The following is a 26893-nucleotide window of genomic DNA, read 5'->3' as shown; positions in this document are numbered from 1 at the left end:
TGACCTTAAGTCCTGGCCCACCCGCCGTCACGTTCCGCCGAGTATCGATTTGATCAGGGCAACACCCGACGAAGGCAGGTTGCCCCCGTCAGATGCGGCGGCTATGAATGAGGCCGCCGCGAGGTAGGCGCGCGGCTGCGGCTAGTGACGAAGGGGCGAGCATGAAACGGACGCGCTTGGCGGTGGTGATCCCGGCTCTGGCCGGCACCCTGCTGGCGGCGGGGGCACCAGCGATCGCGGCACCCGCGGCGAACACCACCGGTATCCCGGACCGCTACGCCTCCCAGACGCTGGACTGGCACACCTGCACCACCGACGAGCTGTCCGGGCAGACGCCACCGGCCGGCGCCGAAGGCATCGAGTGCGCGACGTACTCCTCGCCGCGTGACTGGGACGCGCCCAACGCGGGCGTCGACGTGACGATCGCGGTCAGCCGCCTCAAGGCGACCGGCGAGTCGACCGAGAGCACGTTCGTGAACCCGGGCGGCCCCGGCGCACCGGGTCGTATGTTCCCGGCGCGGCTGCGCAATCAGGAGCGGGTGCGGGAACACCAGGACGTGATCGGGTTCGACCCGCGGGGCACCGGCAAGAGCACGAACATCACGTGCGGCGGCGCGATCGGCACCGGCGGCGACCTCGACCCGCGGGACCGCACGCGGGAGAACCTGAAGCTGATCCTGGACGCCACCGAGTACGCGGCCGACTCGTGCCAGGTGAAGTCCGGTGACCTGGGCCCGTTCATCAACACCCGGCAGACGATCGATGACCTGGACCTGCTGCGCGTGCTGCTGGGCCGCGAGAAGATCAACTGGGTCGGCTACTCGGCGGGCACCTGGATGGGCGCCCACTACGCGCAGGCGTTCCCGGAGCACACCGGCAAGTTCGTGCTCGACTCGAACACCGAGTTCACCACCACGTGGCAGAAGTCGTTCGACTGGCAGCCGCTCGGGTTCGAGCGGCGCTGGCGCGACGACTTCCTGCCGTGGATCGCGAAGTACGACAGCCTGTACCGCTTCGGCACGACGGGCGAGATGGCGCGGCAGACGTACGAGCAGGTGCGCCTCGCGCTGACGCAGAACCCGGTGGAGGTCGACGGCACGAAGCTGTCGGCGAACGGGCTGGACTCGTTCATCGCCTCCGAGCTGTACGACAAGCGCGCGTTCCCGGAGCTGGCCGACTATCTGGTCAACGTGCGGAACCTGACGCAGGGCACCGCGTCGGCGCAGCAGCAGACGGCGCTGCTGGACCAGGTGAAGTCGGTGACCGAGGCGGTCGGGCCGCAGCCGCTGGTGGTGCCGACCGACTACGACGACGCCTACGACGCGAGCTTCTGGACGATCCCCTGCAACGAGGGCCCGTGGTTCGGCAACCGCAACACGGCGGTCCGGCAGTCCGCCGAGCTGGGGCCGAAGTACCCGCTGCTGGGGTGGGGCTGGCTGATCCAGCCGTGCATCTTCTGGAACAACCGGCCGGAGCCGCTGCCGGTGCTCGACGGCCGGGGTGTGCCGCCGGTTCTGATGGTGCAGTCGGAGCACGACCCGGCGACGCCGATCGAGGGCGCCGAGCGCGCGCACCGCGCGTTCAAGGGCTCGCGGATGATCACCGTGACCGGCGAGGGCGACCACGGGATCTACGCCGGGGGCAACGCGGCGGTGGACAAGGTTGTGGAGGACTACCTCGTGGACGGGGTGGTTCCGGCCGACCAGGAGCTGCCTGGTATGCCGCTGCCGGACCCGACCGCTTAGTTCTCGGTCTCGGGAACCCCGCCGGGCTCACGCTCGGCGGGGTTCTTCAGTTCTTCCTCGAGTTCGCGGAACCGGCCCGTGCAGGTGCACAGGACCAGGTAGACGGCGGTGAGCACGAACATCAGTCCGCCCGCTAGCCACATGACGACCTCCCTTCGGTGTGTACCCGGTGAGACGCACGACACAGCCGGAGAGTTGCCGATCCGGCGGTGTCCAACCTCTGATTTTTTTGGTAGTCCCCAGCCTGTGCACAGAGTTGTCCACAGCCTGGGGATATGTGGACGGATAGACTGTGGTCATGGTGCGAGTCCCGCTGACGGAAGCCGAACGCGAACGCGGTGAACGGCTCGGTGCCGCACTCCGGGCAGCTCGTGGTGCACGCAGCATGACCGAGGTGGCGCTCGAAGCGGGAGTCTCGGTGGAGACGCTGCGCAAGATCGAAACCGGCCGCATCCCGACACCGGCCTTCTTCACGGTGGTCGCACTGGCCGACGCCGTCGGCCTGCCGCTCGACGCCCTGCGCGACATGATCAGCCGGGTCCCCACCGGCTGAGTTTTCTTTCGCTCGCCGAACGTGGAACTCACGGCCGGGAACGTGGAACTCGCGCACCCACCAACCACACCCCACCCCGACCCGATCCCCAGCCCAGCTCGATGAAAAGCGGGGCAGGTGGGAACCCCCGCGTAGCGGCAGACCTACGAAAGCCGCTCCAGCACAGGAGCGAATTCGGCGTAACTCCGCTCCAGCACCGAAAGAGAGGAAACCCCGAACCGCTCCCGCATCCCGGCCACCTGGTCGGCGATCTCCGCCACCGATCCCACCAGCAACGTCGGCAACTCCCCGATCTCGTCCACGCTCATCGACGGCGCGAACCGCTGCAGATCGGCCAGCGCGGCACGCCGGTCATCCGTCACCACGACCAACTGCACCAGCAGATTGACCTCCACCGGCCGCCCACCAAGGATCGAGCGCAGGAACGACATCCGCTCCTCCCAGGCCGCGGCACCAGCCAGCCCGGACAAACCCCCGTCCTCACCGACGGGCGCCCCGGTCAATGCCACCGTGTCGGCATGCTTCGCGGCCAGCGTCAGCATCCGGTCGCCCCAGCCGCCGAGCACCAACGGCGGCCCACCATCCTGGACCGGCCGCGGCCGGTACTCCGGATCGCCGAACAACTCACGCAGCTCCAGCACGGTCCGCTCGACGTGGTCCAGCCGCTTGCCCGCGCGCTCCCACGGCAACCCGGCCGCCTCGAACTCCTCCTTCACGTACCCGGCGCCCAGGCCCAGTTCGAGCCGTCCGCCGCACAGCGCGTCCGTCGTCGCGACGTCGCGGGCCAGCAGCGCCGGGTTGTAGAAGGGCGTGTTGAGCACGAACGTGCCCAGCCGCACCCGGGAAGTGGCCTCCGCCGCGGCCACCAGCGACGGGAACGGCGCGGGCATCCCCAGGTGATCGGCCACCGTCACGACGTCGTAGCCGAACTCCTCGGCACGCCGCACCTTGGCCACGAACTCCGCCCGCGAACCGGGCTCCATCATGTTCACGCCGAACCGCATCCCCAGCATGACCCGACATTAGGGCCACACCATGCGCAACGGCCACCCCCGGAAACCCGGGGGTGGCCGTTGCGGCGAGACGAACTCAGCCGAGGCGCTGCTTCAACGCCGCCAGCTCGTCGTGCAGGCTCGACGGGACGCGGTCGCCGATCTTGGCGAACCACTCCTCGATCAGCGGGATCTCCTGGCGCCACTCGTCGGCCTTGACCGCGAGCGACTCCTGGACGTCCTCGACCGGCTCGGTGATGCCGTCGAGGTCGAGGTCCTCGGCGCGCGGCACCAGCCCGACCGGGGTTTCCGCCGCACCCGCCGTGCCTTCGAGGCGGCCGACGATCCACTTGAGAACGCGCGAGTTCTCGCCGAACCCGGGCCACAGGAACCGCTTGTCGTCACCGCGGCGGAACCAGTTGACGTAGAAGATCTTCGGCAGCTTGGCCGAATCGGCGTTCTTGCCGGTGTCCAGCCAGTGCTGGAAGTACGCGCCGGCGTGGTAGCCGAGGAACGGCAGCATCGCCATCGGGTCGCGCCGGACCTCGCCGACCTTGCCCGCCGCGGCCGCGGTCTTCTCCGACGACATGGTGGCGCCCATGAACACGCCGTGCTGCCAGTCGCGGGCCTCGCTCACCAGCGGAACCGTCGTGGCGCGGCGGCCACCGAACAGGATCGCCGAGATCGGCACGCCCTTCGGGTCGTCCCACTCCGGCGCGAGCGTCGGCACCTGCGCGATCGGCGTGCAGAACCGCGAGTTCGGGTGCGCGGCAGGCTCGTCCGACTCCGGCGTCCAGTCGCGGCCCTTCCAGTCGGTCAGGTGGGCGGGCGCCTCCTTGGTCATGCCCTCCCACCACACGTCGCCGTCGTCGGTCAGCGCGACGTTGGTGAAGACCGTGTTGCCCTTCTCGACCGTCTTCATCGCGACCGGGTTGGTCTTCACGCCGGTGCCGGGGGCGACGCCGAACAGGCCGAACTCGGGGTTGATCGCGTACAGGCGGCCGTCCTCGCCGAACCGCATCCACGCGATGTCGTCACCGATGGTCTCTGCGCGCCAGCCCGGGATGGTCGGCTGCAGCATCGCCAGGTTGGTCTTGCCGCAGGCGCTCGGGAACGCGGCCGCCACGTAGTAGGACTTGTTCTCCGGCGAGATCAGCTTGAGGATCAGCATGTGCTCGGCGAGCCAGCCCTCGTCGCGCGCCATCACCGAGGCGATGCGCAGCGAGTAGCACTTCTTGCCCAGCAACGAGTTGCCGCCGTAACCCGAGCCGTAGCTCCAGATGGTGCGGGTCTCCGGGAAGTGCGAGATGTACTTCGTGTCGTTGCACGGCCAGACGACGTCCTTCTCGCCCGGCTCCAGCGGCTTGCCGACCGAGTGCAGGGCGGGCACGAACTCGCGCTCGGTGCCGTCTTCCTTGACGAACTTCTCCAGCGCCTTCGTGCCCATGCGGGTCATGACGCGCATCGACGCGACGACGTAGGCGAAGTCGGTGACCTCGATGCCCAGCTTCGGGTTGTCGTCACCGAGCGGGCCCATGCAGAACGGGATGACGTACATCGTCCGGCCGCGCATGCACCCGCGGTACAGCTCGGTCATCGTGGCGCGCATCTCGTCCGGGTGCATCCAGTTGTTGGTCGGCCCGGCGTCCTCTTCCCGCTCGGAGCAGATGAAGGTCCGCTCCTCGACCCGTGCGACGTCGCTGGGGTCCGAGGCGGCCCAGAAGGAGTTCGGCTTCGCCTCCAGCGGGACGAACGTGCCTGCCTCGACCAGCTCGCTGTTGATGCGCTCGGCTTCGGCGTCGGAGCCGTCGCACCACACCACTCGGTCAGGGGTCGTCAGCTCGGCGACCTCCCGCACCCACGCGAGCACACCGCTGTGCGAGGTCGGCGCCTTGTCCAGTCCCGGGATGGCTACTGCAGTCATTCCTTCTCCTGACTTCGACGGCAGGAGCACGTCCGCGGGAGGGTCCGGGGAAGCGCTCCGTCGCCGGCGACCGAATGGCTTCGCACACCGGCTGCCCTACCGGTGTGCATGGAAATACTGGGATTTCCCGAGAGTAGCCGGATGGACGGCAGGTAACCGAGGGCTGACCTGTCGGTTCTCTCACAAGAACGATCAGGGAATCGATTCAGATATCGCTGAACCGGCGTAGCGGAGAAAGTTCTTCGGCGGGGCCGTGATCTTGCCGATACCAGGCTCGGGCGGTTTGTCCGGAAACGGCGACAGGCCCCGGCCGTCGGGGAAAGACGACCGGGGCCTGTTCAGCCGGTGATTCCGTTCAGTTCTGGGAGATCCACTGTCCAGTGCCGGAGTCGATCTTCGCGACTCCCTCGACCGTCTGGACGCCGCTGCCACCCCACAGCTGGTCGCTGTCCGGCGGCACCTCGGCGGTGAAGCCGCTCGTCGTCTCGGTCCACTCGCCGGGGCCGGTGTGCTCGTAGGTGGTCGCCTCGCCCTCGGGCGTGATGATCGTCTGCACGTCGGCCCGGCCGTCGCCGTCGACGTCGGTGAACACGCGGGTGTTGCCCGCGTCGTCGGTCACGACCGCGCTGTCCGCGGTGCCGTCGTTGTCGCTGTCGACGGTCGCCGGGCCCACGTCGACGGTGCCGTCGGACATGTCCGCGCTGATGTCGCCCGCGCGGCCGGTGTCGGTGGTGTCCGGCTCGCCCGCCCCGGAGTCGTGGTCGGCGATCCAGTCGCCGGTGGTCTCGTCGTAGCGGGCCATCTCGACGACGTTGCCCTCGGTGTCGGTGTGCACGTACTGGTCGGCGTGACCGTCGTCGTCGGTGTCGACGTACGCGGTGATGGTGCCGTCGGCGTTGTCGAGCCGCACCGTCTCGTTGACCCCGTCGTGGTTGAGGTCCATGTTCTCTTCGGCCGTGTAGGTCTGGCCCTCGACCGTGATCTCCAGGTCACCGTCGGAGGTCGTGGCGTCGGTCGGCTCTACCCCGCCGGTCTCATCGATCCACACGCCGAGCTCCCCAATCTCACACCAATGAAGTCACACGCTTGGACTCACGTTAGGCCGGTTCGGTTCCCCGGCACAACCGACCCGTTCAGCCCTGCTCACGCAGGTTCCGGATGCGCCCGAGCAGGGTCTCGGCGCGATCACGGGCGTCGCCGGTCTCCTTGAGCCGCCTGCTCACCGACGCCAGGTTCTTCGCACGCTCCTGAGCACCCATTTTGATCGATTTGTCGACCTGTTTGAGCTCGGTCTCGATCGCGTCGATCCGCCGGGACAGCGCCTCGTCCAGCGCCAGCGACAGCTGCTGCTCGGCCTCGATGAGCTGCTCGGCGACGAGCTGGTCGAGGATCGAGCGCGCCTCCGCGATCGACTCGACCAGCCACTGCTTGTGGTGCTGCTTGTCCGCCGCATGCCGCCGCGTGCGGGCCATCCACCAGCCGGCACCGAGCCCGACGACGATCGTCGCGGGCAGCACCACGGGGTTGAGCAGGGCGACCCCGGCCAGCGGCAGCGCGGCGATCTTGCCTGCCCCGACCCCGCCCGAGATGCCCATGAAGATCAGCAGCTTGTCCTCGGGCGTGGACGGTTTGCGATCCGGCGGCCGCAGCACGACCTGCGGACCGCCCGCGCGCAGGAACTGGGAGCGGATCACGTCCAGCTCCTCGGGGGCGAACAGCTCGGCGAGCGCGATGCCGGTGACCCGGTTCAGCCGGTGCGCCATGGTCGCCGAAACCCGCTGGGAGATCATCTGCAGCGCCGCGTCCACCTGCTGCGGCAGCTGGGCGAGCTGCTCTTTCTTCGCGTTGTCGATCCGCGCGCGGAAGTAGGACTGGGCATCACGGATCTGGCGGCTGGTCTCGTGCCCGAGGTCGACCCTGGCCCGCTGGATCTCACCGCGCAGCTTGAGCTGCCAGCCCCGCGTCGACGTCTTGCGCTCGGCCGCCAGCTCGTCGCGCCGTTCACGCAGGCGCTCGGCCTCGGCCTCGCCGGAGGACAGGGCGCGCTGCTCGGCCAGCAGACCGGAGTGCACCTCGCCGAGCGCGCTGGACAGCGCCCGCAGCGTGTTGGCCTCGCCGAGCATCGCGGACCGGCCGACCACCAGCTCCTGCAGCGCCGCCTGCAGCTCGATCACACCGGACCGTTCCCGCAGCATCACCGCCGCCTGCTCGTTCGGCGCCTTCGCCGCCATCTCGAACATGCGGGCCGACACCGGGTGGAACACGGCGCCGGAGAAGCGCGGGGCGTGCTCGGCCAGCAGCTGCCGGTCGGCCTCCAGCACCTCGCGCCAGCCGCGGAAGGCATCGGTCTTGGACAGCGCGAACACCACGGTCTCCACGCGGTCCCCGACGCGGCGCAGGAACTCCAGCTCACCGGCCGTGAACGGGGCGGAGGCGTCGACGACGAACAGCAGCGCGGTCGCGTTGGCGGCGGCCTCGGAGGCCAGCTCACCGTGCATCGAGTCGAGCCCGCCGACGCCCGGGGTGTCGACCAGCGACAGCCGCTCCAGCAGCGGCACCGGGCCGGTGACCTCGACGTAGCGCGGCGGCAGCTGCCCCTCGGGCAGTTCGTGCGTGGCCGAGACCCAGCGGACCAGCTCCGGCAGCTCGACCGCGACCGGCGCGAGCTGACCGGGGTAGCAGGCCTGTGCGCCCCACTCCGGCGCGTGGTCGAAGACGAGGTAGCCCGCCGTGGCGACGTCGGCGTCCACAGGGGACAGTCCCGGCGTCGCGAGCAGGGCGTTGACCAGGGAACTCTTGCCACGGTTGGTCTCGCCGACCACCACGACCTGCGGCTTCTTCGGCCGCGCCCGCCGGACCTGCTCGACCCAGGCGGCCGCCTTCGGATCGCACTCGCGCAGCAGGGCCAGCAACGATTCGCGGGCCTGCCGGACCTGGTTGGGCAGGGACGAAAGCGGCGGAGCGGTCACGAGCGGACCTTAGCGCTTCGTGTAGACCGTCACGACGGGCGCGCGCAGCAGACGGCCGCCGTCGGTGAACCCGACGACCTCGGTCTCGGCGACCACGCCGTCCAGCGCCGGATCGTCGGTCTTCACCGCGCCGCCCGCCTCGTGCACGGCCGGATCGAACCGCTGCCCGTCCGGGCGCACCGCGAGCACCCCGACCCGCTCCAGCCCCTGTTCGAGGCGCTCGACGACGCCACCGCTGCGGGCCCGGTCGAGTGCGTAGAGGCAGAGCTGGATCAGCTCCTGCCGGTCGGCCCGCGCCTGGTCGAGCGCTTCCGGGCCGGCGGCGGCCAGATCGGATACACGGTTCACATCGGTGTTGGACGGGTCTTGCGCCGCTGTGGTTCCCTCGACTTCGTCGATGATTTTCGCGAGTTGCGCGCCCGGGATCTGACCGGTCGGCGAGTCGTCGGCGGACCTGCGCCGGAACCAGGAAGCCACGCCACCCACCCCTTATCGCAGCTGCTGCCAGATCAGGAAGTACGCGCGGTGCACCACGTGCGCGACCCGGCTCTGGGCCGGCGTCGCGCCGAACGACGCGAAGGAGCGCCACCACCCGGCGCGTTCGAGCGCGTGGGCGGCCAGCTCGGGCCGGGCGGCGCCGGGCAGGCCCAGCTGCTCGTCGACCCCCGCGTTGCTGCCCACCCGCAGGACCTCCTCCGCCAGGTCCTCGGGCATGTCGACGGCACCGGCGACGACCAGGGTGAGCGCCTCCAGCAGCCGCAGCTGGTGCGCTTCGGGCTTGGCGAGCAGCACTTCGATCGCGTCGTGCACGCGCTGCCGCTCGGCCGGGTCGCCGGAGGAGTGGGCCAGCGCGGTGATCGACGCGAGCGCCGCGGCGGCCTTGATGCCGTCGGCGCGCGCGGCGAAAACCGTGTTCAGCCGGGCGCGGACCGCGTCCAGGCCGGAGGTGGCGAGCAGCAGGCGGCGCAGCGCCCCGGCGGTGATCGTCTCGTCGGCGCGCAGGGCGTCGATCGCGCGGCGGATGCCGTAGAGGTCGAGCTTTTCCAGCAGCCGCAGCCGGGTGCCCGCCGGGACGTCACAGTCCCAGCTGGTGAAGATGTCGGCCGCCATCAGCATAGTTTCCAGCGTCGCGTCGTCCAGCGCGGACAGCGCGCGCAGGGCGTCGGCGTCGGCGGAGGTGAAGTTGCCCGATTCGGCGGACTCGGCGATCAGCCCGATCACCGGCAGCACGTCCGCGACCCGCGGCTTGAGCAGCAGCCCCTGCTTCTCGGCGAGGATCGACGCGGCCCGCCACACGTCGCCGTCGGACCCCTCGACCGACTCCGGGGGCACCGTGTCGGCCTTGTTCAGCACGGCGATCGCGTTGACCGGGCCCGCTTCGCGGCTCGCGGTGGCTGCCGTGAACGCGGCCAGCGCCTGCTGGTCGTCGGCACGCACGCCCTGCGTCACGACGTAGAGGACGGCCTCGGCGCCGGCCACCGCGCTGCGGGACGTCTCGTCGAGCTCGTCGCCGCCCTCCTCGTTTTGTGCCGCGCCCAGCAGTTGCTCGGTGCGCGACACCGAGGCGGCGTCCAGCGAGCCGAGGCCAGGGGTGTCGATCACCGTCATGTCCTGCAGGACCGCGCTGGTCAGGTACGCCTCGATGTGCGAGACCTTGCTGATGTCGACGCCCAGCTCGGCCGGGATCGACCCGTCCGGCGCGAACGGCAGCACCTGCTTGTAGCCGCCCGCGAACACGACCTCGATGCGGTCGACCGTGCCGTACTGGAAACGGGTCACCAGCCGGGTGCACTCACCGACGTCGGTCGGCGCGACCCGCCGTCCGATCAGCGCGTTGACCAGCGTCGACTTACCGGACTTGATGCGCCCGGCGACCGCGACCTGCAGCGGCGCGCCCAGCCGTCGCAGCACCTCGGCGAATCCGGCGGCGGTGCGGGCCGACACCTGCGGCTGCAGGCGGCGGCACAGGTTGGCCACCGACACCGACAACGGACCGGCGAGGCGGCCCTGATCGGTCGTCGCCGTCACGTCGCCCCCTCCGAGTGTCTTCTCCGGTGCCCCCGAATCCTGCCATGGACCTCGGCCCGAAGTCCCACGTCCGGTGATACCGCAGGATGACGCGCCGTGGACCCCCGCCGACCTAGGGTGAACGGGTGCGGCGACTGAGCTTGTGGATGCGGGCGCACCCGATGGTCGGGGACACCCTGCTCGCTCTGTTGCTGCTGTTCCTGGACCTGCTGGTGCTGCTCGCGCGGGACAACGTGGACGACGGCCCGCAGTGGTACGTCGTGCTCCCGCTGGACATCGCGATGACCGCCCCGGTCGCGCTGCGGCGGAAGTACCCGCTGAGCACGGCCTATCTGATCCTGGTGCTGACCGTGCCGCACAGCGCGCTGGAGGCGGGGATCAGCAGCGCCACCGCGAGCTGCGTCGCGCTGTACACGGTGGTCGTCTACGTCGGACGGCGCCAGGCCCTGCTGTACCTGCTGGCGCAGGTCGTGACCAGCCTGCTGCAGATGTGGGGCGGCTGGGCGCCGGGCGGCTGGATCCCGCTGCTGTTCATCGGGCTGATCTTCGCGCTGTGCTGGGTGCTCGGCGAGTTCGTCGGGGCGCGGCGGGCGTACCAGGCCGAGATGGAGGCGCGGCTGCACCTGCTGGAAACCGAGCGTGACCAGGCCGGACGGATCGCGGTGGCCGAGGAGCGCGGGCGGATCGCGCGGGAACTGCACGACGTGGTGGCGCACGCGGTGAGCGTGATCGTGGTGCAGGCCGACGGCGCCTCCTACGCGTTGAAGTCGAGTCCGGAGATGGCCGAGCGGGCGGTGAAGACGATCTCGGAGACCGGTCGTCAGGCGCTGACCGAGCTGCGGCGGCTGCTGCAGGTGCTGCGCAACGAGGAGGTCAGCGGTGAGCCGCGGATCCCGCAGCCGACCGCCGAATCACTCGCCGACCTGGCCGGCCGGGTGCGCACGGCGGGCGTTCCGGTGGAGCTGTCGATCGACGGGTCGCTCGCCGAACTGCCCGCCGGGGTGTCGCTGGGCGTGTACCGGATCGTTCAGGAGTCGCTGACGAACACGCTCAAGCACGCCGGGCGGGGCGCGCGGGCGCGGGTACGGGTACGGCGGACTGAGAACCTGGTGGACGTGGAGATCCTGGACGACGGGGCGGGCAAGGCACGGGCGCTGGTGCCCGCACCGGACCTGCCGGGAGGCAACGGGGTGATCGGGATGCGCGAGCGGGCGCACCTGTTCGGCGGAATCCTGCAGGTCGGTCCCCAGCCCGGCGGCGGGTGGCGGGTGCACGCGAGCTTCCCGGTGAGGCTGGACCCGTGATCCGTGTGGTGGTGGTCGACGACCAGGAGCTGATGCGGTTCGGGTTCCGCATGGTGCTGGGCGCGCAGGAGGACATCGACCTGGTCGGCGAGGCGGGCAACGGCGCCGACGCGGTGCGGCTCGCCGAGGAGCTGCGGCCCGACGTCGTGCTGATGGACGTGCGGATGCCGCTGATGGACGGCGTCGAGGCGACCAAGCGGATCGTCGACGCGGGCACCTCCCGGGTGCTGGTGATGACGACGTTCGACCTGGACGAGTACGTCTACGCCGGGCTGCGGAACGGGGCGAGCGGGTTCCTGCTCAAGGACACCCCGCCGGATCATCTGGTGTCCGCGCTCCGGTCGGTCGCCTCGGGCGATGCCGTCGTGTCGCCGTCGGTGACGCGGCGGCTGCTGGACCGGTTCGTCGGCGGTGGCGGTCCGCTGCGCGACGAGGCCGAGCTGGACGTGCTGACCGAGCGGGAGCGCGAGGTGCTCGTGCTCATCGCGAAAGGACTGTCCAATGTGGAGATCGCGGAGAAGCTGTTCCTGTCCGAGGCCACGGTGAAGACCCACGTCGGCCGGATACTGGCGAAGCTGAACCTGCGGGACCGGGTGCAGGCGGTGGTGCTCGCCTACGAGACGGGCCTGATCCGCCCGGGCTCGGCGTGAACGCCCGCCCGCAGGATCGCCCCGATCGAATCGGCCTGGGCGAGCAGGTCCGGCAGCACCTCACTGGCCGTCATCCCGGCGCTGGTCAGCATCGCGGTCGCGTGCATCAGCGCGGTCGCCAGGATCGCACCGTCGAGGTAGGCGACGCCGTGCCGGTCCACCCCGCGAGTTCGCGGGCAGGCGACGACGACAGGGGCAGCGGTGACCGCCTCCCGGACGGTGGCCGCGCTCGTGGCGCCGCCGATCGTCCTGCCCGGCGTGCGGTTCCAGACGCCTAGCGGACGCCGTGGGCACCGGATCCCGGCATCGAGCGGGCGGAGTACCTCTTGTCGGTCGGGTGGACGGCCGCCCGCAGCTCCCGCGCCGCCTTGCGTGGCAGGGTGCGCGAGGCGATCTCCAGCACCTCGCGCATCCTGGACGGATCCTCCCGCTGGCAGCCCTCACAGGGGCAGTCCCCGGGGGCGTATCCGTGGAACGCCGCCCCTTCCGGTCGTCATCCCCCCATCACGCCAGTACCTCCGCCGACGTACGCGCACTCGACCCCGACCGGAAAGACGTCGAAGCTCAGGGGCGATTCAGGGTCATCACCGATCCCGCGCGCACGAAATTCGCGGGAGGCTACTACCGCAGTCGGGTGGGAAGTTCGGTCCACAGGATGACGCGCTCACGTACCCCGATCGGTCACCATGAGAGCCGCACGGGGAACAACAGGCTTTGACCAGGCAGGGGAGCAACCATGATAGAGGCACGCGGCCTCACGAAACGCTACGGCACAACGCTCGCCGTCAACGATTTGTCATTCGACGTCGCCCCGGGTGAAGTCACCGGTTTTCTCGGTCCGAACGGAGCCGGGAAATCGACCACCATGCGGATGATCCTGGGCCTGGACAATCCGACGAGTGGCCGGGTCACCATCGGCGGAAAGCGCTACACGGAACTGAAGAATCCACTCCGGACGGTCGGCGCGCTGCTCGACGCCAAGTGGGTCCACCCGAACCGGTCGGCGCGGGCGCACCTCGCCTGGATGGCGAAGTCGAACCACCTGCCGATGCGCCGCGTCGACGAGGTCCTGGAGATCGTCGGCCTGTCCACCGTCGCGAACAAGCGCGCGGGCGGGTTCTCACTGGGCATGTCGCAGCGGCTGGGCATCGCGGGCGCGCTGCTCGGCGACCCCGAGGTGCTGCTGTTCGACGAGCCGGTGAACGGACTGGACCCGGAGGGCATCCTCTGGATCCGCAAGTTCATGCACCGCCTCGCCGACGAGGGCCGCACCGTCTTCGTCTCCAGCCACCTGCTGTCGGAGATGGCGCTGACCGCCTCCAACCTCGTCGTGATCGGCAAGGGGAAGCTGATCTCGCAGAGCACCACGAAGGAGTTCGTGGCCCGCGCCAGCGAGAACACGGTCAAGGTCCGCAGCCCGCAGCTGGACAAGCTGCGCTCGCTGCTGCCCGCCGACAGCGCCGCCGACACCGACGACGGCATTCTGGTGTCCGGTTTGGACAGCGAGAAGATCGGTGAACTGGCCGCGGGCAACGGCATCGTGCTGCACGAGCTGAGCCCGCAGACCGGCTCGCTGGAGCAGGCGTTCATGCAGATCACCGGCGATTCGGTGGAGTACCACACCGGCCTGGAAGCCGAGGCCGCCCACACCCTCGCACCGGCCAACTAGGGGAGACGAACCATCATGACTTTGCTCGCCGTGGAACGGATGAAGCTCTTCACCACCCGCTCGCCGTGGTGGTGCGCACTGGTGGCGCTGGTGACCACGATCGGGTTCTCCGCACTGATCGTCGGCACCGCCGACGACGGCGAGTTCAGCGCCACCGTGGCCTCGACGCAGTTCGGCTACAGCTTCGGCATGGCCGTGATCATGGTGCTGGCGGCGCTCGCCGTCACCACCGAGTACCGGTTCGGCACGATCCGCACGACCTTCCAGGCGGTGCCCAACCGCGCCGCCGCGCTGGTCGCCAAGACGACCGTGGTGGCGCTGGCCGCACTGGTCATCGGCGAGCTGAGCGCGTTCGGCTCGTGGGGGCTGGCCACCCTGCTCAAGCCGGACGCCCCGCTCGCGCTGGACAGCGGCGCGGACTGGATCAACGTGGCCGGTGTCGGCGCGGTCTACGCGTTCGCTGCGGTGATCGCGGTGGCCGTGGGCATCCTGCTCCGCCACAGCGCCGGTGCCATCGCGCTGCTGCTGATCTACGCGCTCGCGGTCGAGGACCTGATCCGGCTCATTCCGAGCGTCGGTGACGACATCCACCAGTGGCTCCCGTTCAACGTGGCCAACAAGTTCCTCACCGGCGACGGCGCGTCGAACATGGGTCGCAACGTCGAAGCGGGGGCGCCGGTGTCGAGCGCGGTGCTGGGACAGGGCTGGTCGCTGGCCTACTTCGCGGCGGTCGCCGTCGCACTGCTGGCCATCGCGATCGGCACCGCGCGCAAGCGCGACGCCTGAGAAAAGGACCCACCACAGGGGAAAGGCTCCGGTGGGGACCGGAGCGGGGGTTGAAGAACGGCCCGGGCCACCATTCGGGGGGTGGCCCGGGCCTTCGCCTGTTTTCGCGCTCATCGATTGGACGGATGATGCGGTTACATCCCTCGGGTTAATAGCGCGTAAAGCTGGTGTGGTTGGCCTCACAGGAAGCGGACGCACCGTCTCTGACCAGGCATTCTGGAATCACCACGTCAGGAACCCCGATGGAGGTGACCCTTGACGGTGGACATCGATTCCGCAATCGCCGCCCCGCGCAGCGCAGCGCGTCCCCCCGCACTGGAACCGCTCGACGCGCTCGAATGGTCGCAGGCGGTGGAACTGCCCCGGATCGCGGCCACCGCGACCAGACCGGCGGAGATCCGCCGCGCGTGGATCCACCGCGGGCCGGAGAACGAGGTGCTCGCGTTGTTCCGCGCCGTCAGCGCGCGTGGCGAGATGATCCCGGCGCCGTGGTGGCTGCGGGCCCTCGCGGAGGGCAGGCTCGATTCGCGGGCCACCGGGTTCCGCATCGAGGACCGGATAGCCCAGCTGCTGTCCCGCCGCCCCGGCTGGGAGTACGTGCCGTGGGCCGCCGACGGCGAGTCCGGGTACTGGGAGTTCATGCCGTCGGAGAACGGCCGCTCCGGGCACAAGATCCCCACCACGATCCTGACCACCAGCCGCCACGACGGCTGGATCGACGTGCTGCCCGCCCACACCGGCACCACCCCCGAGCCGATCGCGGTCGCCGGTGTCGGCGGCCTGCGTTCCCGGTTGGGGGAGTTCGAGGCGGTCCGGTAGAGCGGATAACTTGGGCGGGTGGAGAGCGAGCAGCAACCCCGCCTGCGCAGCGTCGTCAGTTACGTGCAGCGCGGCGGCCGGATGACCGTCGGCCAGCAGCGTGCCTGGGAGCGGCAGTGGCCGGACCTCGGGCGCACCGTCGCCGAGCTGCCGTCCGGTCCGGTCGACTTCGCGAAGTGGTTCGGCCGCCCGGCGCCGGTGCTGCTGGAGATCGGCTCCGGCATGGGTGAGACGACCGCGCAGCTGGCGGCCGCCGAACCGGAGGTCAACTACGTCGCGGTCGAGGTGTACGAGGCCGGTCTCGGGCAGCTGATGCTGCGCGCGGAACGGCTCGGCCTGGAGAACCTGCGCCTGCTGCACGGGGACGCGGTGATCGCGCTGCGTGAGCACGTCGAGCCGGACTCGCTGTCCGGGGTGCGGATCTTCTTCCCCGACCCGTGGCCGAAGAAGCGCCACCACAAGCGGCGGCTGGTGCAGCCGGAGTTCGTCGGGCTGATCGCGTCGCGGCTCGCGCCCGGCGGGATCCTGCACCTGGCCACCGACTGGGAGCACTACGCCGAGCAGATGCTGGAGGTCTGCTCGGCGGAACGGCGGCTGCGCAACCGGTTCGACGACTGGGCGCCGCGGCCGGGCTGGCGCCCGGTGACCAAGTTCGAGCAGCGCGCCGACCAGGAGGGCCGCGTCAGCAGGGACCTGATCTTCGAACGGCGCTGACCGGCCGCCCCTCCCCCGACGAGGGGCGGCCGATCGGCTCACTCGTCGGCCAGCGGCTCCGCGCGGACCCGGTTGAGGGCGGGCGTGCACACCGACGCGGCCAGCACCGCCACCGCGAAGCCCAGCACGACCGGCGCGGCCAGCCACGGGCTGAGCACCGCCGACGCGTCCGCCCTGCTTTCCTGGATGATCGAGAACAACCCCAGCCCGGCGATCATTCCCAGAACACCCGATCCGATGGTGGCGACCAGCGCGGGCAGCGCGGCCTCCATCCGCAGCGCCCGTGCGAGCACCCGCGTCGGGGTTCCCGCCGCCATCAGCGCCCCGAACGTGCGGCGGCGGTCCATCACCGATCCGGCGGTCGCGATCGCGGCGCTGCATCCGGCCAGGATCGCCGCCACCGTCACGCCGATGACCGTGACCCGGCGCAGATCGCCGAGCTGGTCGCGCTGGTCGTTCAGGTACACGTCACGGCTGAACACGTTCGCCCCGCCCGCGGCGCCGACCAGCGCGGTCCGCACCGCCTCGTGGTTCTCCGGCGTGGTGTCGACGGCGACCCGGCCGTACTCGGGGGTGATCCCGGCGGGCAGCACGGCGGGATCGATCAGCAGCGGCAGGTACCCGTCGCCGTCCGACCGCACCAGCGGCTCGGTTTCCAGGCCCGGCGCGAACGGCACGCCCTCACCGTCGTAGGTCCCGGACACGTCGAACCCGCCCAGCGCGAGATGGTACGAGGAGTACACCCCGGGCCCCTGGCAGGTGTCCTCGACGCGGAACAGCTTCACCGCGTCGGCGCAGGAGACGACCAGGCCGGTGTAGGTGGACCCGTTCACCGACTTCACCGTCACCTCGGGCATCGCGACGGCACGGGCGGGCAGGTCGTACCGCGCGAGCGTCGCGTTGGTCCGCTCGGCGATCTCGGCCGATTCGTGCCCGGCCGCGTCCACGGACAGCACCGAATCGCGATAGGTCCCGCCGCCACCGCTCATCGCGTCGAAGCTGGGCATCAGCGTCAGCGCCATGGAGCCGGTGAACACCGCGAGCACGACCCCGGCGGAGGCCCGGTAGGCACCGCGCGGATCGTTGCGCAGCCGCCGCCCGGCCAGCAGCGCGGACGGCTTGCGCCAGCGGCTCACGAAGAACCCGCCGATCACGGCCGTCACGTACGGGCCGACCAGCATGGCCGACGCGATCATCAAGGCCAGGCCGAGCAGGACCAGGTTGACGTCGTTGCCCTCGTTGATGGCGAAGAAGAAGAACAGCGCGGTCGCCGGCAGGGAGAGCAGCCGCCACCACCGCAGCGGCTTCGGCGTGTGCTGCACGACCGCCCCGACGGGGTTGCCCACCACGCGCCGCAACCCCAGCACCGCGGCGAGCACGACCAGCACCGGCACCACGACCAGCACGAACACCGTCAGACCCAGCGGCACCCGGAAATCACCGGCGAGCCACGTCCCACCGTCCCACGGCACGAACCGCGCCAGTGACCACAGCAGCGGCGAGGCCGCCCAGCCGATCAGCGCGCCCGCGATCGCCGCGATGCCGGTCTCCGCCGCGGTGATCGCCACGACCTGGCGCGGCGTCGCGCCCGCCAGGCGCAGGGCCGCCAGCCGCTGCTCACGGCGGGCCGCGATGAGCCGCGCCGACGACGCGACCAGCACCAGGCTCGGCACCAGCAGCACCACCACACCGACACCGGACAACAGGGTCAGCAGCGTGTCGACGGACGCGCCGGACGGCGGCACGAACCCGGCCCGCTCGTTCGCGGTCGAGGGCATGTCCTCCGGCGCGTGCCCGACGAGCGCCACCATCTGGTCCGGGAACAGCAGTGCGTCCTCACCGAGCGTGCCGGCGATCGTGCCGGGGAACCGGTCGGCCAGCTGGGACACCGGGAGGTCGTTGATCGCCCGGTACAGCTCCGGCGACACCAGGACCTCGCCCGGTGCGGGGAACTTCGGCACCCCGGCGGGCAGCTCGATCCCGTCCCGCAGCGCGGCGACGTCGATGCGGTCGATCTGCCTGCCGTCGGCGAAGTCGGTGGTCGAGGCGATCGACAGGGTCGGCGCGCCACCGACGGAGCTGCCGTACTCCTCCTGCCACACGGCACGCTCGGCGCGGGCCTGCGTGGCGTAGGGCAGGCTCAGCAGCAGGAGCACCAGTCCCGTGGCCACCGCGACCCCCACCGCGGTGAGCAGGGTGGCGGTCCGGGTGCGGCGGTCGGCCCGCAGCACCTTGAACGCCAGCTTGACCGGGATCACGAAAGCACCCCCACCTGCTCCGCGATCCGCCCGTCCCGGATGGTGACCGTGCGCGGGAGCGAGGCGGCCAGTTCCACGTCATGCGTCACGATGACCACCGCTGTACCCGCGTCCGATGCCGCGACCAGCAGGGCGTCCATGGTGTCCTTGCCGGTGCGCGTGTCCAGCGCTCCGGTCGGCTCGTCGGCGAAGATGACCTTCGGCCGGTGCGTGAGCGCGCGGGCGATCGCGACCCGCTGCGCCTGACCGCCCGACAACTCACCCGGCCGGGCCCCCTCCCGGCCCCGCAGCCCGAGCCGGTCCAGCCACTCCCGCGCCGCGCCGATGGCCTCGCCCCGGCGCGCTCCGCCGAGGAGCATCGGCAGCGCCACGTTCTCCTCGGCGGACAGTTCGGCCACGAGCATCCCCTGCTGGAACACGAAGCCGAACTCGGTGCGCCGCAGTTCGCTGCGCTTGGTCTCGGACAGCTGCTCGATGCGCTGACCGTTCAGCGTGATCTCGCCGCCGTCCGGCCGCAGGATCCCGGCGAGCACGTGCAGCAGTGACGTCTTGCCGGAACCGGACGGGCCGACCACCGCGAGCGCCTCCCCGGCGTGGATGTCGATGTCCACTCCGGCCAGCGCGAGCTGCTCGCCGTACCGCTTGACCAGACCACGGCCCGCCAGCACGACACTCCCTTGTGGAGTCATGAACGTTCCCCTTTCGGTGTTCCCGCACAGCAGGTTCACAGGCGCGACCGGGTGGGCGTATCGGCCGATCGGCCGATACCGGGTGGCCGGGCGGCCAAGGTGCGCAGACCTGCGGATCCTCTACCGTCACGGTGTGCCGTTCTCCGATCGCGTGTCCTCGGCCTGGCGTTGGCTGGGGCTCGAAGGCGCGCTCCTGCTCGCCGCCTTCCTGGTCGATCTCGCGGTCGTGCTGCCCGCCGCCGCCGACTCGCTCGGACCGCGCGGGCGCGACCTCCTGCTGCTGCCCGGGATGATCGCGCTGGGCGCGTGCGCGCTGTGGGCCCGGAAGCGCCCGGCGGTCGCGGTGTTCGCCGGGGCGGCGACGCTGTTCGCCTCGACCTTCCTGATCCGCGTGACCGACGCGGCGGCCTACACGACGTTGCTGAGCAACGTGTCGCTGAGCGAGACCGTCGCCGGGCTGGAGCTGGTGTTCTTCTGCGTCCGGCGGGTGCGGCCGGCGGAGGCGGTGGTCGGCACCGGAACCCTCGTGCTCGGCGGTCTGTTCGCGGCCGTCTACCGCAACGGCTCGGGCACGAGCGGCCTGAGCCAGACGCTGCTGCTGGGGTTGGTGCTGCTGGTCGTGACGGTGGGCGCCGGGATGCAGTTCCGGCGCGGGCCGGGGCCCCGCAAGGACAGCGCGGTGCGTGACCTCGTCCGCGAGCAGTGGCCGCTGATCGGTGTGCTGAGCCTGCCGTTGTTCCTGGAGCTGTACCAGGTCCTGGACTCCGACATCAGGACGCTGCCCGCGATGCTGTGCTCGGTCGCCGCGGCGGCGGCCACGGTGTACGCGACCCGGCGCCCGTTGCGGGCAGGTCTCATCCTCGCGGCCGTCATCGTCGCCACCGCGCCCGCGCTGTGGGTCGCGTCGCGCCAGTACCTGAGGGCCATGGGTGTCCTGCCGTTCACCGAGATCGCGGCCGGGATCATCGTGGTGGTCCTGCTGGTGCGGCACGTGGAGCCGAAGCGGGCGTGGGGCACGATCGGGCTGCTGTCGGGGGCGGTCGCGTTCACCACGCTGGCCGGGATGGCCACCGGCAACAGCAGGCTGGGGATCAGGGACCTGCGGGACCTGGTCATCGCCGCGGTCCTGGTGCTCGGCATCTCGGTGGCGTGCGGCCTGTACTTCCGGGCCCGCGACTCGGAGCGCCGCAAGGTGGTCGAGGCCGCGGTGTCCGACGCGCAGAACTCCGAGCGGATGGCGCTGGCCAGGGAGCTGCACGACCTGGTCGCGCACCACGTCACCGGCATCATCGTGCAGGCGCAGGCGGCGAAGGTGATCGCCGACCAGAACCCGAAGGTGGCGTTGGAGGTCATCGAACGCATCGAGGTGGCCGGCACCGAGGCGATGACCGCGATGCGCCGGCTGGTCGGCAGCATGCGCGCGGGCGGGGACGTGGTCACCGACCAGGCCACCATGGACCTGGACGCGGACCTGCGGCGCCTGGCCGAGCGCGCGCAGGTGCCGGTCGACGCCGAGGTGCGGGTGCCGAAGAACCTGCCGCAGGAGGTGTCGCGCTCGGCGCTGCGCCTCGTGCAGGAGTCGCTGACGAACACCCGCAAGCACGCCGCCGGGGCGACGCGGGTCCGCCTGCTCGCCGAGGTGCGCGACGGCGAACTGCACATCCGGGTGGCCGACGACGGCCGACAGGTGGTGACGCGACCGGCGGGCGGGTCGGGAGGCTACGGTCTCGTCGGGATGCGCGAGCGGGTCGAGCTGTTGCACGGCCGTCTCGCCGCGGGCCCGGCACCGGACGGGGGCTGGGTCGTGGAGGCGTGGCTGCCGGTGGAGGAAGAAGCTTGATTCGCGTACTGATCGCCGACGACCAGAGCATGGTGCGGATGGGGTTCCGGATGATCCTCGACGCGCAGGACGACATCGAGGTCGTCGCCGATGTCGAGGACGGTGTCGCGGCCGTGACGAAGGCCCGCGAGCTGCGGCCGGACGTGTGCCTGCTGGACATCCGCATGCCCGGCCTGGACGGTTTGGAAGTCACCCGCCAGCTGGCCGGGCCGGAGGTGGCGGACCCGTTGAAAGTGGTCGTGGTGACCACGTTCGACCTGGACGAGTACGTGCACACCGCGCTGCGCAACGGCGCGAGCGGTTTCCTGCTCAAGGACGCGGGCCCGGCGCTGCTGATCGAGGCGATCCGGGCCGCTGACCGCGGGGACGCGCTGGTGTCGCCGCAGGTGACGGTGCGCCTGTTGAAGCACTTCGAGGGTGCGTCGGCCCGGCGGTCGGTGGAGCCACCGAAGGAACCGTTGACCGCACGCGAACTCGACGTCGTCAAGGCCGCGGCCCGTGGCCTGACGAACACCGAAATCGGGGCCGAGCTGTACATGTCACTGTCGACGGTGAAGACCCATCTCGCGGCGGTGCAGGGCAAGGTCGGGGCGCGCAACCGCGTGGAGATCGCTGCGTGGGCCTGGCGCAGCGGGCTGATGGACTGACTGACGGACACGTGATCCAGCACATCGTTCGCCCGCTCGCCGCGGCGCAGGACCTGGCCACGAAGCTCGAACCGCTTCTGCCGCGCTGACGCACTTCTCCGCCCGGCCGGGCAACGGTCTCGGCTCCCTGGCCGCCGTCGGATGCCGGAGCCCTAGAATCGTGGGATGCCGCAGCGTTTCCGTGCCCCTGTCGTCCTTCCCTGCGATCCCGGCTGTTCGGTCATCCGCGACGGCGTGATCGACGTCGGGGACGACGGGCGGATCACCTACTGTGGTCCGGCTGCCGCCGCGCCCGGCCAACTCCCGGCGACCGAGCTGACCGGGATCCTGCTGCCCGGCCTGGTCAACGCGCACGCGCACAGCCCGATGACGCTGCTGCGCGGCATGGGCGGTGACCTGCCGCTGCTGCGCTGGCTGCACGAGATCATCTGGCCGGCCGAGGCGAAGCTGCGTGCCGACGACGTGCGCGCCGGGATGGTGCTCGGCTCGGTCGAGATGCTCCGGCACGGGGTGACCACCAGTGCGGAGATGTACTTCTTCGCCGAGCAGATGGCCGAGGCGGTGCTGGACACCGGTGCCCGCGTCGTGCTCGGTGGGCCGATCATCGACCTGCCCGGCATCGACTGGCGGCGCATGATCGAGGCCACCGACCGCTGGATCGACACCGACGGCCTGCGGTTCGGGCCGGGCGAGCGCGTCGAGGTGTCCTACGCCCCGCACTCGGCGTACATGTTGCCGCCCGAGGCGTTGCGGCACGTGACGGAGTCGGCGGCGGAGCGGGGCGCGCTGGTGCAGATCCACGTCGCGGAAGCGGCCGACGAGGACGCCAAGCAGCGCGCCGAGCACGGGTCGGTGCCGCGGCTGCTCGACGAGGTCGGCATGCTGCGCGGGCGGACGCTCGCCGCGCACGCGGTGCACCTGTCCGATGAGGACATCGCGTTGTTCGCCGCGCGGGGGACCGGTGTGGCGCACTGCCCCGGCTCCAACGCGAAGCTGGCGTCCGGGATCGCGCGCCTGACGGACCTGCGTGCGGCCGCCGTGTCCGTCGGACTGGGCACGGACGGCCCGGCCAGCAACGACGACCTCGACCTGTGGGAGGAGGTCCAGCTCTCCGCGATGCTCGCCCGACTGTCCACACAGGACTCGACCGCGCTGCGCGCCGCGGACGCGCTGCTGCTGGCCACCCGCGGCGGGGCGGACGCGCTCGGCCGCGACGACATCGGCGCGCTGGAAGCCGGACGCTGGGCCGATTTCGTGCACGTCGACCCGGACGGCCCCGCGTTCGCGACCGGTTTGGACGAACCGGACGAGCAGGTGGTTTCCAACCTGGTGTGGGCGTCGGGCTCCCGGCAGGTGCGGGACGTGTGGGTGGCCGGTGAGCAGGTCGTCGCGGGCGGGGAGACGGTGCGAGTGGACCGCGGCAAGGCCCAGGCCGGTGCGCGTGAGGCGGCGAGCCGGTTGCGTGGCTGACGGAACGGGCAGAAGATGATCTTCGCGGCTGGTTAACCCGTTCTCCGTCGTGCCTTCATCTCGCGTTCCGCGGAGCGGGTTTCCATCGGGGACGTGTGGGGAGCACTCGACGCCGAGCCCTCCAGCCTGGACAGGGCTACCGGACATCTCGGCGAAATTCTGACCAAACTGGACACCAGGGCACTCGATGACGTGGTGCCGAGCGTCGACGTCTACGGTGACGCCGCGCTGACGAGCAAGGTGCGGGACTTCGCGGACCTCGCCCGGATCGCGGCGACGGCGCTGCGGGAGCGGGTCGGCCTGACGGGTTCCGCGCTGCAGGACACGGCGATGTTGTTCCGCGGCATGGAACTCGACAACGAGGCCGCCATCCGCCGGGCCGGGCGGTGAGCGCCGGACTCGGTTCCACTGACGATCCGCGGGCACTGGTGCCCGGCGCGCCGGAGACGATCGTCGAGCACGTCCGGACCCTGCTGGACCAGGCGGGGCAGTTCGAAGGTGTCGGCGCGACGCTGTCCGGCTTCGGTGTGCCGGGCTGGCAGGGTGCCGCGTCGGACGCGTTCGGTGAGCTGATCGAGTGGCTGCCGCCGCAGTGGCTCAAGGCCGCGGACAGCCTGTCCTCCGCCGCGAGCGGTCTGACCCACTACGCCGACACCCTGCGCTGGGCCCAGGACCAAGCCGGGGAGGCGATCGAGCTGTGGCACGAGGGCGAACGCGCCTTGGACCGGGCCGCCGAGACGGCCGCCGAAGAAGCCGTGGAGGCCGCCGCGCAGGCCGAGCAACTGCGGCAGCAGGGCGAGCAGCTCCGGCAGCAGGCGCGCGACGTCCTCGACCGGGCCCGTGACCAGCTCGAACGCCAGGCCCTCGACGCCGCGCGCCTGATCGGCACGATCGGTGCCGTCACCGACGGGGCGATCGCCGGGCTGGTCGAGGCGATCGCCGTCGGCTGGGACGCCACCGGCAGCTCGTCGGTCGCGACCGGGGAGATCGGCAGCAGGTTCATCCCCGCCGAGCACGGCAAACTCGGCCGCTACCGCCAGTACGCCTACCTCCTGCACCAGGTCGCCGAAGGGAAGCTCACGAAGGGCGACCTGACGCTGACCGGCAAGTTCGAGACGATGATCGGCACCGAGAACAACTTCCAGGCCGTCCTCAACAAGACGGGCCTGAACGTCGAGCTCGAGTCGATCACCGGTATCCGGTCCACCGCCACCGGCCGCGCCGACTGGGGACCGCTCGGGCTCGACGGCAAGGCCGAGGGCACGTTCGGCACCCGCGGCCGCGCGGGGCTCAAGCTCGGCAAGGACGGTCTCGACGCGAAGGCCGGGGTCTTCGCCGGAGCGCGCGGAAGCGTTCGCGGAGCCGCCGACATCGGCGGGGTCGGGGCGGGCGCGACCGCGGAGGGCTGGGCAGGCGTCGGCGCGGAGGCCGGGCTCAACCTCGGCAAGGGGGAGGACGGCAAGTTCCACATCAAGGGCAACGCGGGCCTGGCGGTCGGGCTCGGCGGCGAGATCGGGTTCGACCTGCAGATCGACGCCGGGAAGGTCGCCGACACGGCGAAGTCGGCCGGTCACGCGATCGGCAACGGCATCGAGGCCGCCGGAGAGAGCATCCAGGACTTCGGTGAGGGTGTGCAGGACGTCGGGAAGTCGATCAAGGGGTTGTTCGGATGACACTGCCCGTTCCGGTCCACTTCGGACTGCCCGACGGCTGGGAGCCGGTGGCGGCCGGGGACGTGCCGTTCGCCGCCATGCGGTCGCCGACCGCGGGGATCATGCTGACCGGCGGGGTGTGGCCCACGGCCGTCCCGCTGGCGGAGGTGGCCGCCGAGGCCGTGGCGGACCTGCGCGAGACCGCGCCGGAGGTGACCGTGCTCAGCGGTGACACGATCGCGGACGGCGGCTACGTGCAGGAGCTGCGGTTCACCGTCGACGACGAGATGCTCGTGCGCAGCGAGGTCTACCTGGTGATGGGTGCGGGGCGGGAGCAGCGCGCGGTGGTGCGCGCCGCGCTCACCTGCACCGACGCCGAGTTTCCCGCGCTGGCGGACGACTTCCGGTCGTTCGTCGGTTCGCTCGGCCCCGACGTCTAGTGCGGGCGGGGCCGGACGGAGATGTCGGTGAGGTGGGCGTCCGGGCTGGCGGTGACGGCGGAGAGGACCGCCGCGGCGACCGAGTCCGGCCGGAGGTAGTCGCCGGGCGTGTAGTCCTTGCCCTGCCCCACGACGATCGTCTGCTGCATGTCGGTGTCGGTGCGGCCGGGGTAGACCGAGGTGACCCGGATGCCCGGCTCCTCCGCACGCAGCGCGTCGGCGAAGGCGCGGACCGCGTGCTTGCTCGCCGCGTACGGTCCCCAGCCGGCGCGCGCGGCCAGCCCCTGGCCGGAGTTGATGACGACGACGTGCCCGTGCGCGGCCCGCAGCGCGGGGAGCAGCAGGCGGGTCAGCTCGGCCACCGCGATGACGTTGACCTCGAAGTTCGCCCGCCACGCCGACGGTGCGGCGGATTCGATCGTGCCCAGTTCGGCGGTGCCGGCGGAGTGCACCAGCACGTCCAGCCGGTCGATGCCGGTGACCGCCGCGCGGACGCCGTCGAGATCGCTCAGGTCCACCTGCCACGGCTCCGCGCCGGGCGATTCGACGGCCTGCTCGGCCAGCGCGTCGACGTCCCGCCCGCCGAGCAGCACGCGGTGGGTGGGGGCGAGCGCGCGGGCGACGGCGGCACCGATCCCGCGCGAGGCACCCGTGACGAGGGCGAGGGGACTTTCCGGCATGCCCCTACGTTAGGTGGTTGATCCCGACTCGCTGGAGGAACCCGTGCCGCAGGCCACCGACACCCGGCGGGCTCGCCATGCGCGGGTTTCCGAAGCGTTGGCACAGCTCGGCGACCGCCAGCTGACCGCGCTGCTGGGTGAAGCCCGGCCGCTGGGCTCGGGCATCGGCGGCACGACGTGGCTGGCCGAAGTCGACGGCGTGCCGGTGTTCGTGAAGCGTGTCGCGGTCACCGCCGTGGAGCTGGAGAAACCCGCGCTCGACAGCCGACCTGTACGGCCTGCCGACGTGGGCGCACTACGGGGTCGGCTCGGCGGGCGGTGGGGCCTGGCGCGAACTGGCGGCGCACGTCATGACCAGCGAGGACGTGCTCTCCGGCGGAGGTGGGAACTTCCTGCTGCTCTACCACTGGCGGATCCTCGGCCGCGGCCCGCGGCAGGCGGTGAGCGCCGCCGAGCGGGAGGAAGCCGTCGCGTTCTGGCACGACCACACCGGGGTCCGCCGGAGGCTGGACGCGCTGGCCGAGTCGGCCGCCGATCTCGTGCTGTTCCTCGAACACGTGCCGCATGACCTGCACACGTGGATGCACGAGGACGCCTGCGGAATGGTCGAGCGGGACCTGACGGCGATCGCCCGGTCGCTGCGCCGTCTCGGGTTGTGGCACTTCGACGCCCACTTCCGCAATCTGGTGACCGACGGTGAGCGGCTCCACCTCACCGACTTCGGGCTGGCCTCCAGCACGCGCTTCCGGCTCACCATGGACGAACGGCGGTTCCTGGACGATCACGTGCGGCATGACGAGTGCTACCTGCTCGCGCACCTGGTGAACTGGATCGTGCGCGAGCTGGGCGGCGTCGGCGACGTCCGGGCGCGCAATGACGCCATCCGCACCGGCGTGCTCCCGTCACTGCCGCCGGAGGCGGAGGCGATCGTCCGGCGGCACGCCCCGGTCGCCGCGGTCGTGAACGACTTCTACTTCCGCCTGCACACCGAGAGCCGCCGGGTGCCGTTCCCGCGTAACGAGATCGAGGACGCACTGGCCGGATCTTGACGAACCACCCGAACT

27 protein-coding genes are annotated in these 26893 nt (G+C 71.1%); 15 read left to right on the top strand and 12 right to left on the bottom strand.

What is annotated here, in order from left to right; all coding sequences use genetic code 11:
* The first annotated feature begins 161 nt into the window (after positions 1 to 161).
* Positions 162 to 1745, top strand: a complete 1584-nt coding sequence (locus HNR02_RS09450; RefSeq protein ID WP_179772774.1) for an alpha/beta fold hydrolase — start codon at positions 162 to 164, stop codon at positions 1743 to 1745.
* Here HNR02_RS09450 and HNR02_RS09445 read toward each other — a convergent pair.
* Positions 1742 to 1888, bottom strand: coding sequence for a hypothetical protein (locus tag HNR02_RS09445; RefSeq protein ID WP_179772773.1), 147 nt, complete (start codon positions 1886 to 1888; stop codon positions 1742 to 1744). The genes HNR02_RS09450 and HNR02_RS09445 overlap by 4 nt on opposite strands.
* A 155-nt stretch (positions 1889 to 2043) precedes the next feature.
* On the opposite strand from HNR02_RS09445, the gene HNR02_RS09440 reads away from it, so the two are divergent.
* A complete protein-coding gene (locus HNR02_RS09440; protein WP_179772772.1) occupies positions 2044 to 2298 on the top strand; it encodes a helix-turn-helix domain-containing protein in 255 nt (84 codons plus the stop codon).
* A gap of 143 nt (positions 2299 to 2441) precedes the next feature.
* On the opposite strand, the gene HNR02_RS09435 is transcribed toward HNR02_RS09440, so the two are convergent.
* From HNR02_RS09435 to HNR02_RS09410, 6 genes are all read right to left on the bottom strand, one after another.
* A complete protein-coding gene (locus HNR02_RS09435) occupies positions 2442 to 3311 on the bottom strand; it encodes a TIGR03621 family F420-dependent LLM class oxidoreductase (protein WP_179772771.1) in 870 nt (289 codons plus the stop codon).
* 76 nt (positions 3312 to 3387) lie between these two features.
* Positions 3388 to 5214, bottom strand: coding sequence for a phosphoenolpyruvate carboxykinase (GTP) (locus tag HNR02_RS09430; RefSeq protein WP_179772770.1), 1827 nt, complete (start codon positions 5212 to 5214; stop codon positions 3388 to 3390).
* 355 nt (positions 5215 to 5569) lie between these two features.
* On the bottom strand, positions 5570 to 6262 hold the full coding sequence (locus HNR02_RS09425) for a DUF6802 family protein (RefSeq protein ID WP_179772769.1): 693 nt from the start codon (positions 6260 to 6262) through the stop codon (positions 5570 to 5572).
* An 85-nt stretch (positions 6263 to 6347) separates the two neighbouring features.
* Entirely contained in the window at positions 6348 to 8183 is a 1836-nt protein-coding gene (locus tag HNR02_RS09420) for a dynamin family protein (protein ID WP_179772768.1), read from the bottom strand.
* A gap of 9 nt (positions 8184 to 8192) precedes the next feature.
* Positions 8193 to 8669: a nucleotide exchange factor GrpE gene (locus HNR02_RS09415; RefSeq protein WP_179772767.1), complete on the bottom strand. Its 477-nt coding sequence runs from the start codon at positions 8667 to 8669 to the stop codon at positions 8193 to 8195.
* Between the two features lie 3 nt (positions 8670 to 8672).
* A complete protein-coding gene (locus tag HNR02_RS09410; RefSeq protein WP_179772766.1) occupies positions 8673 to 10211 on the bottom strand; it encodes a dynamin family protein in 1539 nt (512 codons plus the stop codon).
* Positions 10212 to 10357: 146 nt separating this feature from the next.
* Here HNR02_RS09410 and HNR02_RS09405 point away from each other — a divergent pair, with 146 nt between their 5' ends.
* Both HNR02_RS09405 and HNR02_RS09400 read left to right on the top strand, forming a co-directional pair.
* Complete coding sequence (locus tag HNR02_RS09405) at positions 10358 to 11515, top strand: sensor histidine kinase (RefSeq protein ID WP_446680331.1); 1158 nt, start codon at positions 10358 to 10360, stop codon at positions 11513 to 11515.
* On the top strand, positions 11512 to 12165 hold the full coding sequence (locus tag HNR02_RS09400; protein ID WP_179772765.1) for a response regulator: 654 nt from the start codon (positions 11512 to 11514) through the stop codon (positions 12163 to 12165). The genes HNR02_RS09405 and HNR02_RS09400 overlap by 4 nt, the downstream gene beginning before the upstream one ends.
* On the opposite strand, the gene HNR02_RS35025 is transcribed toward HNR02_RS09400, so the two are convergent.
* A complete protein-coding gene (locus HNR02_RS35025) occupies positions 12129 to 12326 on the bottom strand; it encodes a hypothetical protein (protein ID WP_218902746.1) in 198 nt (65 codons plus the stop codon). The two genes, HNR02_RS09400 and HNR02_RS35025, sit on opposite strands and share 37 nt — an antisense overlap.
* A gap of 113 nt (positions 12327 to 12439) precedes the next feature.
* Positions 12440 to 12577 (bottom strand): hypothetical protein, encoded by a 138-nt coding sequence (locus tag HNR02_RS09390; RefSeq protein WP_179772764.1) that lies wholly within the window; start codon positions 12575 to 12577, stop codon positions 12440 to 12442.
* Between the two features lie 324 nt (positions 12578 to 12901).
* On the opposite strand from HNR02_RS09390, the gene HNR02_RS09385 reads away from it, so the two are divergent.
* The 4 genes from HNR02_RS09385 (at position 12902) to trmB (ending at position 16153) form a co-directional block, all read left to right on the top strand.
* Positions 12902 to 13834, top strand: a complete 933-nt coding sequence (locus tag HNR02_RS09385; protein WP_179772763.1) for an ABC transporter ATP-binding protein — start codon at positions 12902 to 12904, stop codon at positions 13832 to 13834.
* Positions 13835 to 13849: 15 nt separating this feature from the next.
* The gene (locus HNR02_RS09380; RefSeq protein WP_179772762.1) at positions 13850 to 14620 is read left to right on the top strand and encodes an ABC transporter permease; all 771 of its coding nucleotides are present in this window, start codon (positions 13850 to 13852) and stop codon (positions 14618 to 14620) included.
* A 255-nt stretch (positions 14621 to 14875) separates the two neighbouring features.
* Positions 14876 to 15439 (top strand): hypothetical protein, encoded by a 564-nt coding sequence (locus tag HNR02_RS09375; RefSeq protein WP_179772761.1) that lies wholly within the window; start codon positions 14876 to 14878, stop codon positions 15437 to 15439.
* Between the two features lie 18 nt (positions 15440 to 15457).
* Positions 15458 to 16153, top strand: a complete 696-nt coding sequence (trmB, locus tag HNR02_RS09370; RefSeq protein WP_179772760.1) for a tRNA (guanosine(46)-N7)-methyltransferase TrmB — start codon at positions 15458 to 15460, stop codon at positions 16151 to 16153.
* A gap of 38 nt (positions 16154 to 16191) precedes the next feature.
* Here trmB and HNR02_RS09365 read toward each other — a convergent pair whose 3' ends face one another.
* Together HNR02_RS09365 and HNR02_RS09360 are read right to left on the bottom strand one after the other, a co-directional pair.
* Complete coding sequence (locus tag HNR02_RS09365) at positions 16192 to 18411, bottom strand: FtsX-like permease family protein (RefSeq protein ID WP_179772759.1); 2220 nt, start codon at positions 18409 to 18411, stop codon at positions 16192 to 16194.
* Complete coding sequence (locus HNR02_RS09360; RefSeq protein WP_179772758.1) at positions 18408 to 19100, bottom strand: ABC transporter ATP-binding protein; 693 nt, start codon at positions 19098 to 19100, stop codon at positions 18408 to 18410. Before HNR02_RS09360 ends, HNR02_RS09365 begins: the two co-directional genes overlap by 4 nt.
* A 133-nt stretch (positions 19101 to 19233) precedes the next feature.
* On the opposite strand from HNR02_RS09360, the gene HNR02_RS09355 reads away from it, so the two are divergent.
* The 6 genes from HNR02_RS09355 to HNR02_RS09330 all read left to right on the top strand — a co-directional run bounded on the left by HNR02_RS09355 (position 19234) and on the right by HNR02_RS09330 (position 25149).
* Positions 19234 to 20940: a sensor histidine kinase gene (locus HNR02_RS09355; protein ID WP_179772757.1), complete on the top strand. Its 1707-nt coding sequence runs from the start codon at positions 19234 to 19236 to the stop codon at positions 20938 to 20940.
* Positions 20937 to 21587 (top strand): response regulator, encoded by a 651-nt coding sequence (locus HNR02_RS09350; RefSeq protein ID WP_179772756.1) that lies wholly within the window; start codon positions 20937 to 20939, stop codon positions 21585 to 21587. The genes HNR02_RS09355 and HNR02_RS09350 overlap by 4 nt, the downstream gene beginning before the upstream one ends.
* A 165-nt stretch (positions 21588 to 21752) precedes the next feature.
* Positions 21753 to 23057, top strand: coding sequence for an amidohydrolase family protein (locus HNR02_RS09345; protein WP_179772755.1), 1305 nt, complete (start codon positions 21753 to 21755; stop codon positions 23055 to 23057).
* Between the two features lie 93 nt (positions 23058 to 23150).
* Entirely contained in the window at positions 23151 to 23447 is a 297-nt protein-coding gene (locus HNR02_RS09340) for a hypothetical protein (RefSeq protein ID WP_246338532.1), read from the top strand.
* The gene (locus HNR02_RS09335; RefSeq protein WP_179772754.1) at positions 23444 to 24730 is read left to right on the top strand and encodes a putative T7SS-secreted protein; all 1287 of its coding nucleotides are present in this window, start codon (positions 23444 to 23446) and stop codon (positions 24728 to 24730) included. The genes HNR02_RS09340 and HNR02_RS09335 overlap by 4 nt, the downstream gene beginning before the upstream one ends.
* Positions 24727 to 25149 carry a hypothetical protein gene (locus tag HNR02_RS09330; RefSeq protein WP_179772753.1) on the top strand — a complete coding sequence of 141 codons (423 nt, stop codon included), beginning with the start codon at positions 24727 to 24729 and terminating at the stop codon, positions 25147 to 25149. Before HNR02_RS09335 ends, HNR02_RS09330 begins: the two co-directional genes overlap by 4 nt.
* On the opposite strand, the gene HNR02_RS09325 is transcribed toward HNR02_RS09330, so the two are convergent.
* Positions 25146 to 25829 carry an SDR family oxidoreductase gene (locus tag HNR02_RS09325; protein WP_179772752.1) on the bottom strand — a complete coding sequence of 228 codons (684 nt, stop codon included), beginning with the start codon at positions 25827 to 25829 and terminating at the stop codon, positions 25146 to 25148. The genes HNR02_RS09330 and HNR02_RS09325 overlap by 4 nt on opposite strands.
* 218 nt (positions 25830 to 26047) lie before the next feature.
* Between HNR02_RS09325 and HNR02_RS09320 the strand changes: the two genes are divergently transcribed.
* Positions 26048 to 26878 carry a BUD32 family EKC/KEOPS complex subunit gene (locus HNR02_RS09320; protein ID WP_246338531.1) on the top strand — a complete coding sequence of 277 codons (831 nt, stop codon included), beginning with the start codon at positions 26048 to 26050 and terminating at the stop codon, positions 26876 to 26878.
* Positions 26879 to 26893: the final 15 nt, after the last annotated feature.

It is taken from the genome of Amycolatopsis endophytica, assembly GCF_013410405.1.
Classification (GTDB): Bacteria; Actinomycetota; Actinomycetes; order Mycobacteriales; family Pseudonocardiaceae; genus Amycolatopsis_E; species Amycolatopsis_E endophytica.
The sequence above is the reverse complement of the archived record's forward strand: the minus strand, read 5'-3'. Positions and strand labels throughout refer to the sequence as shown.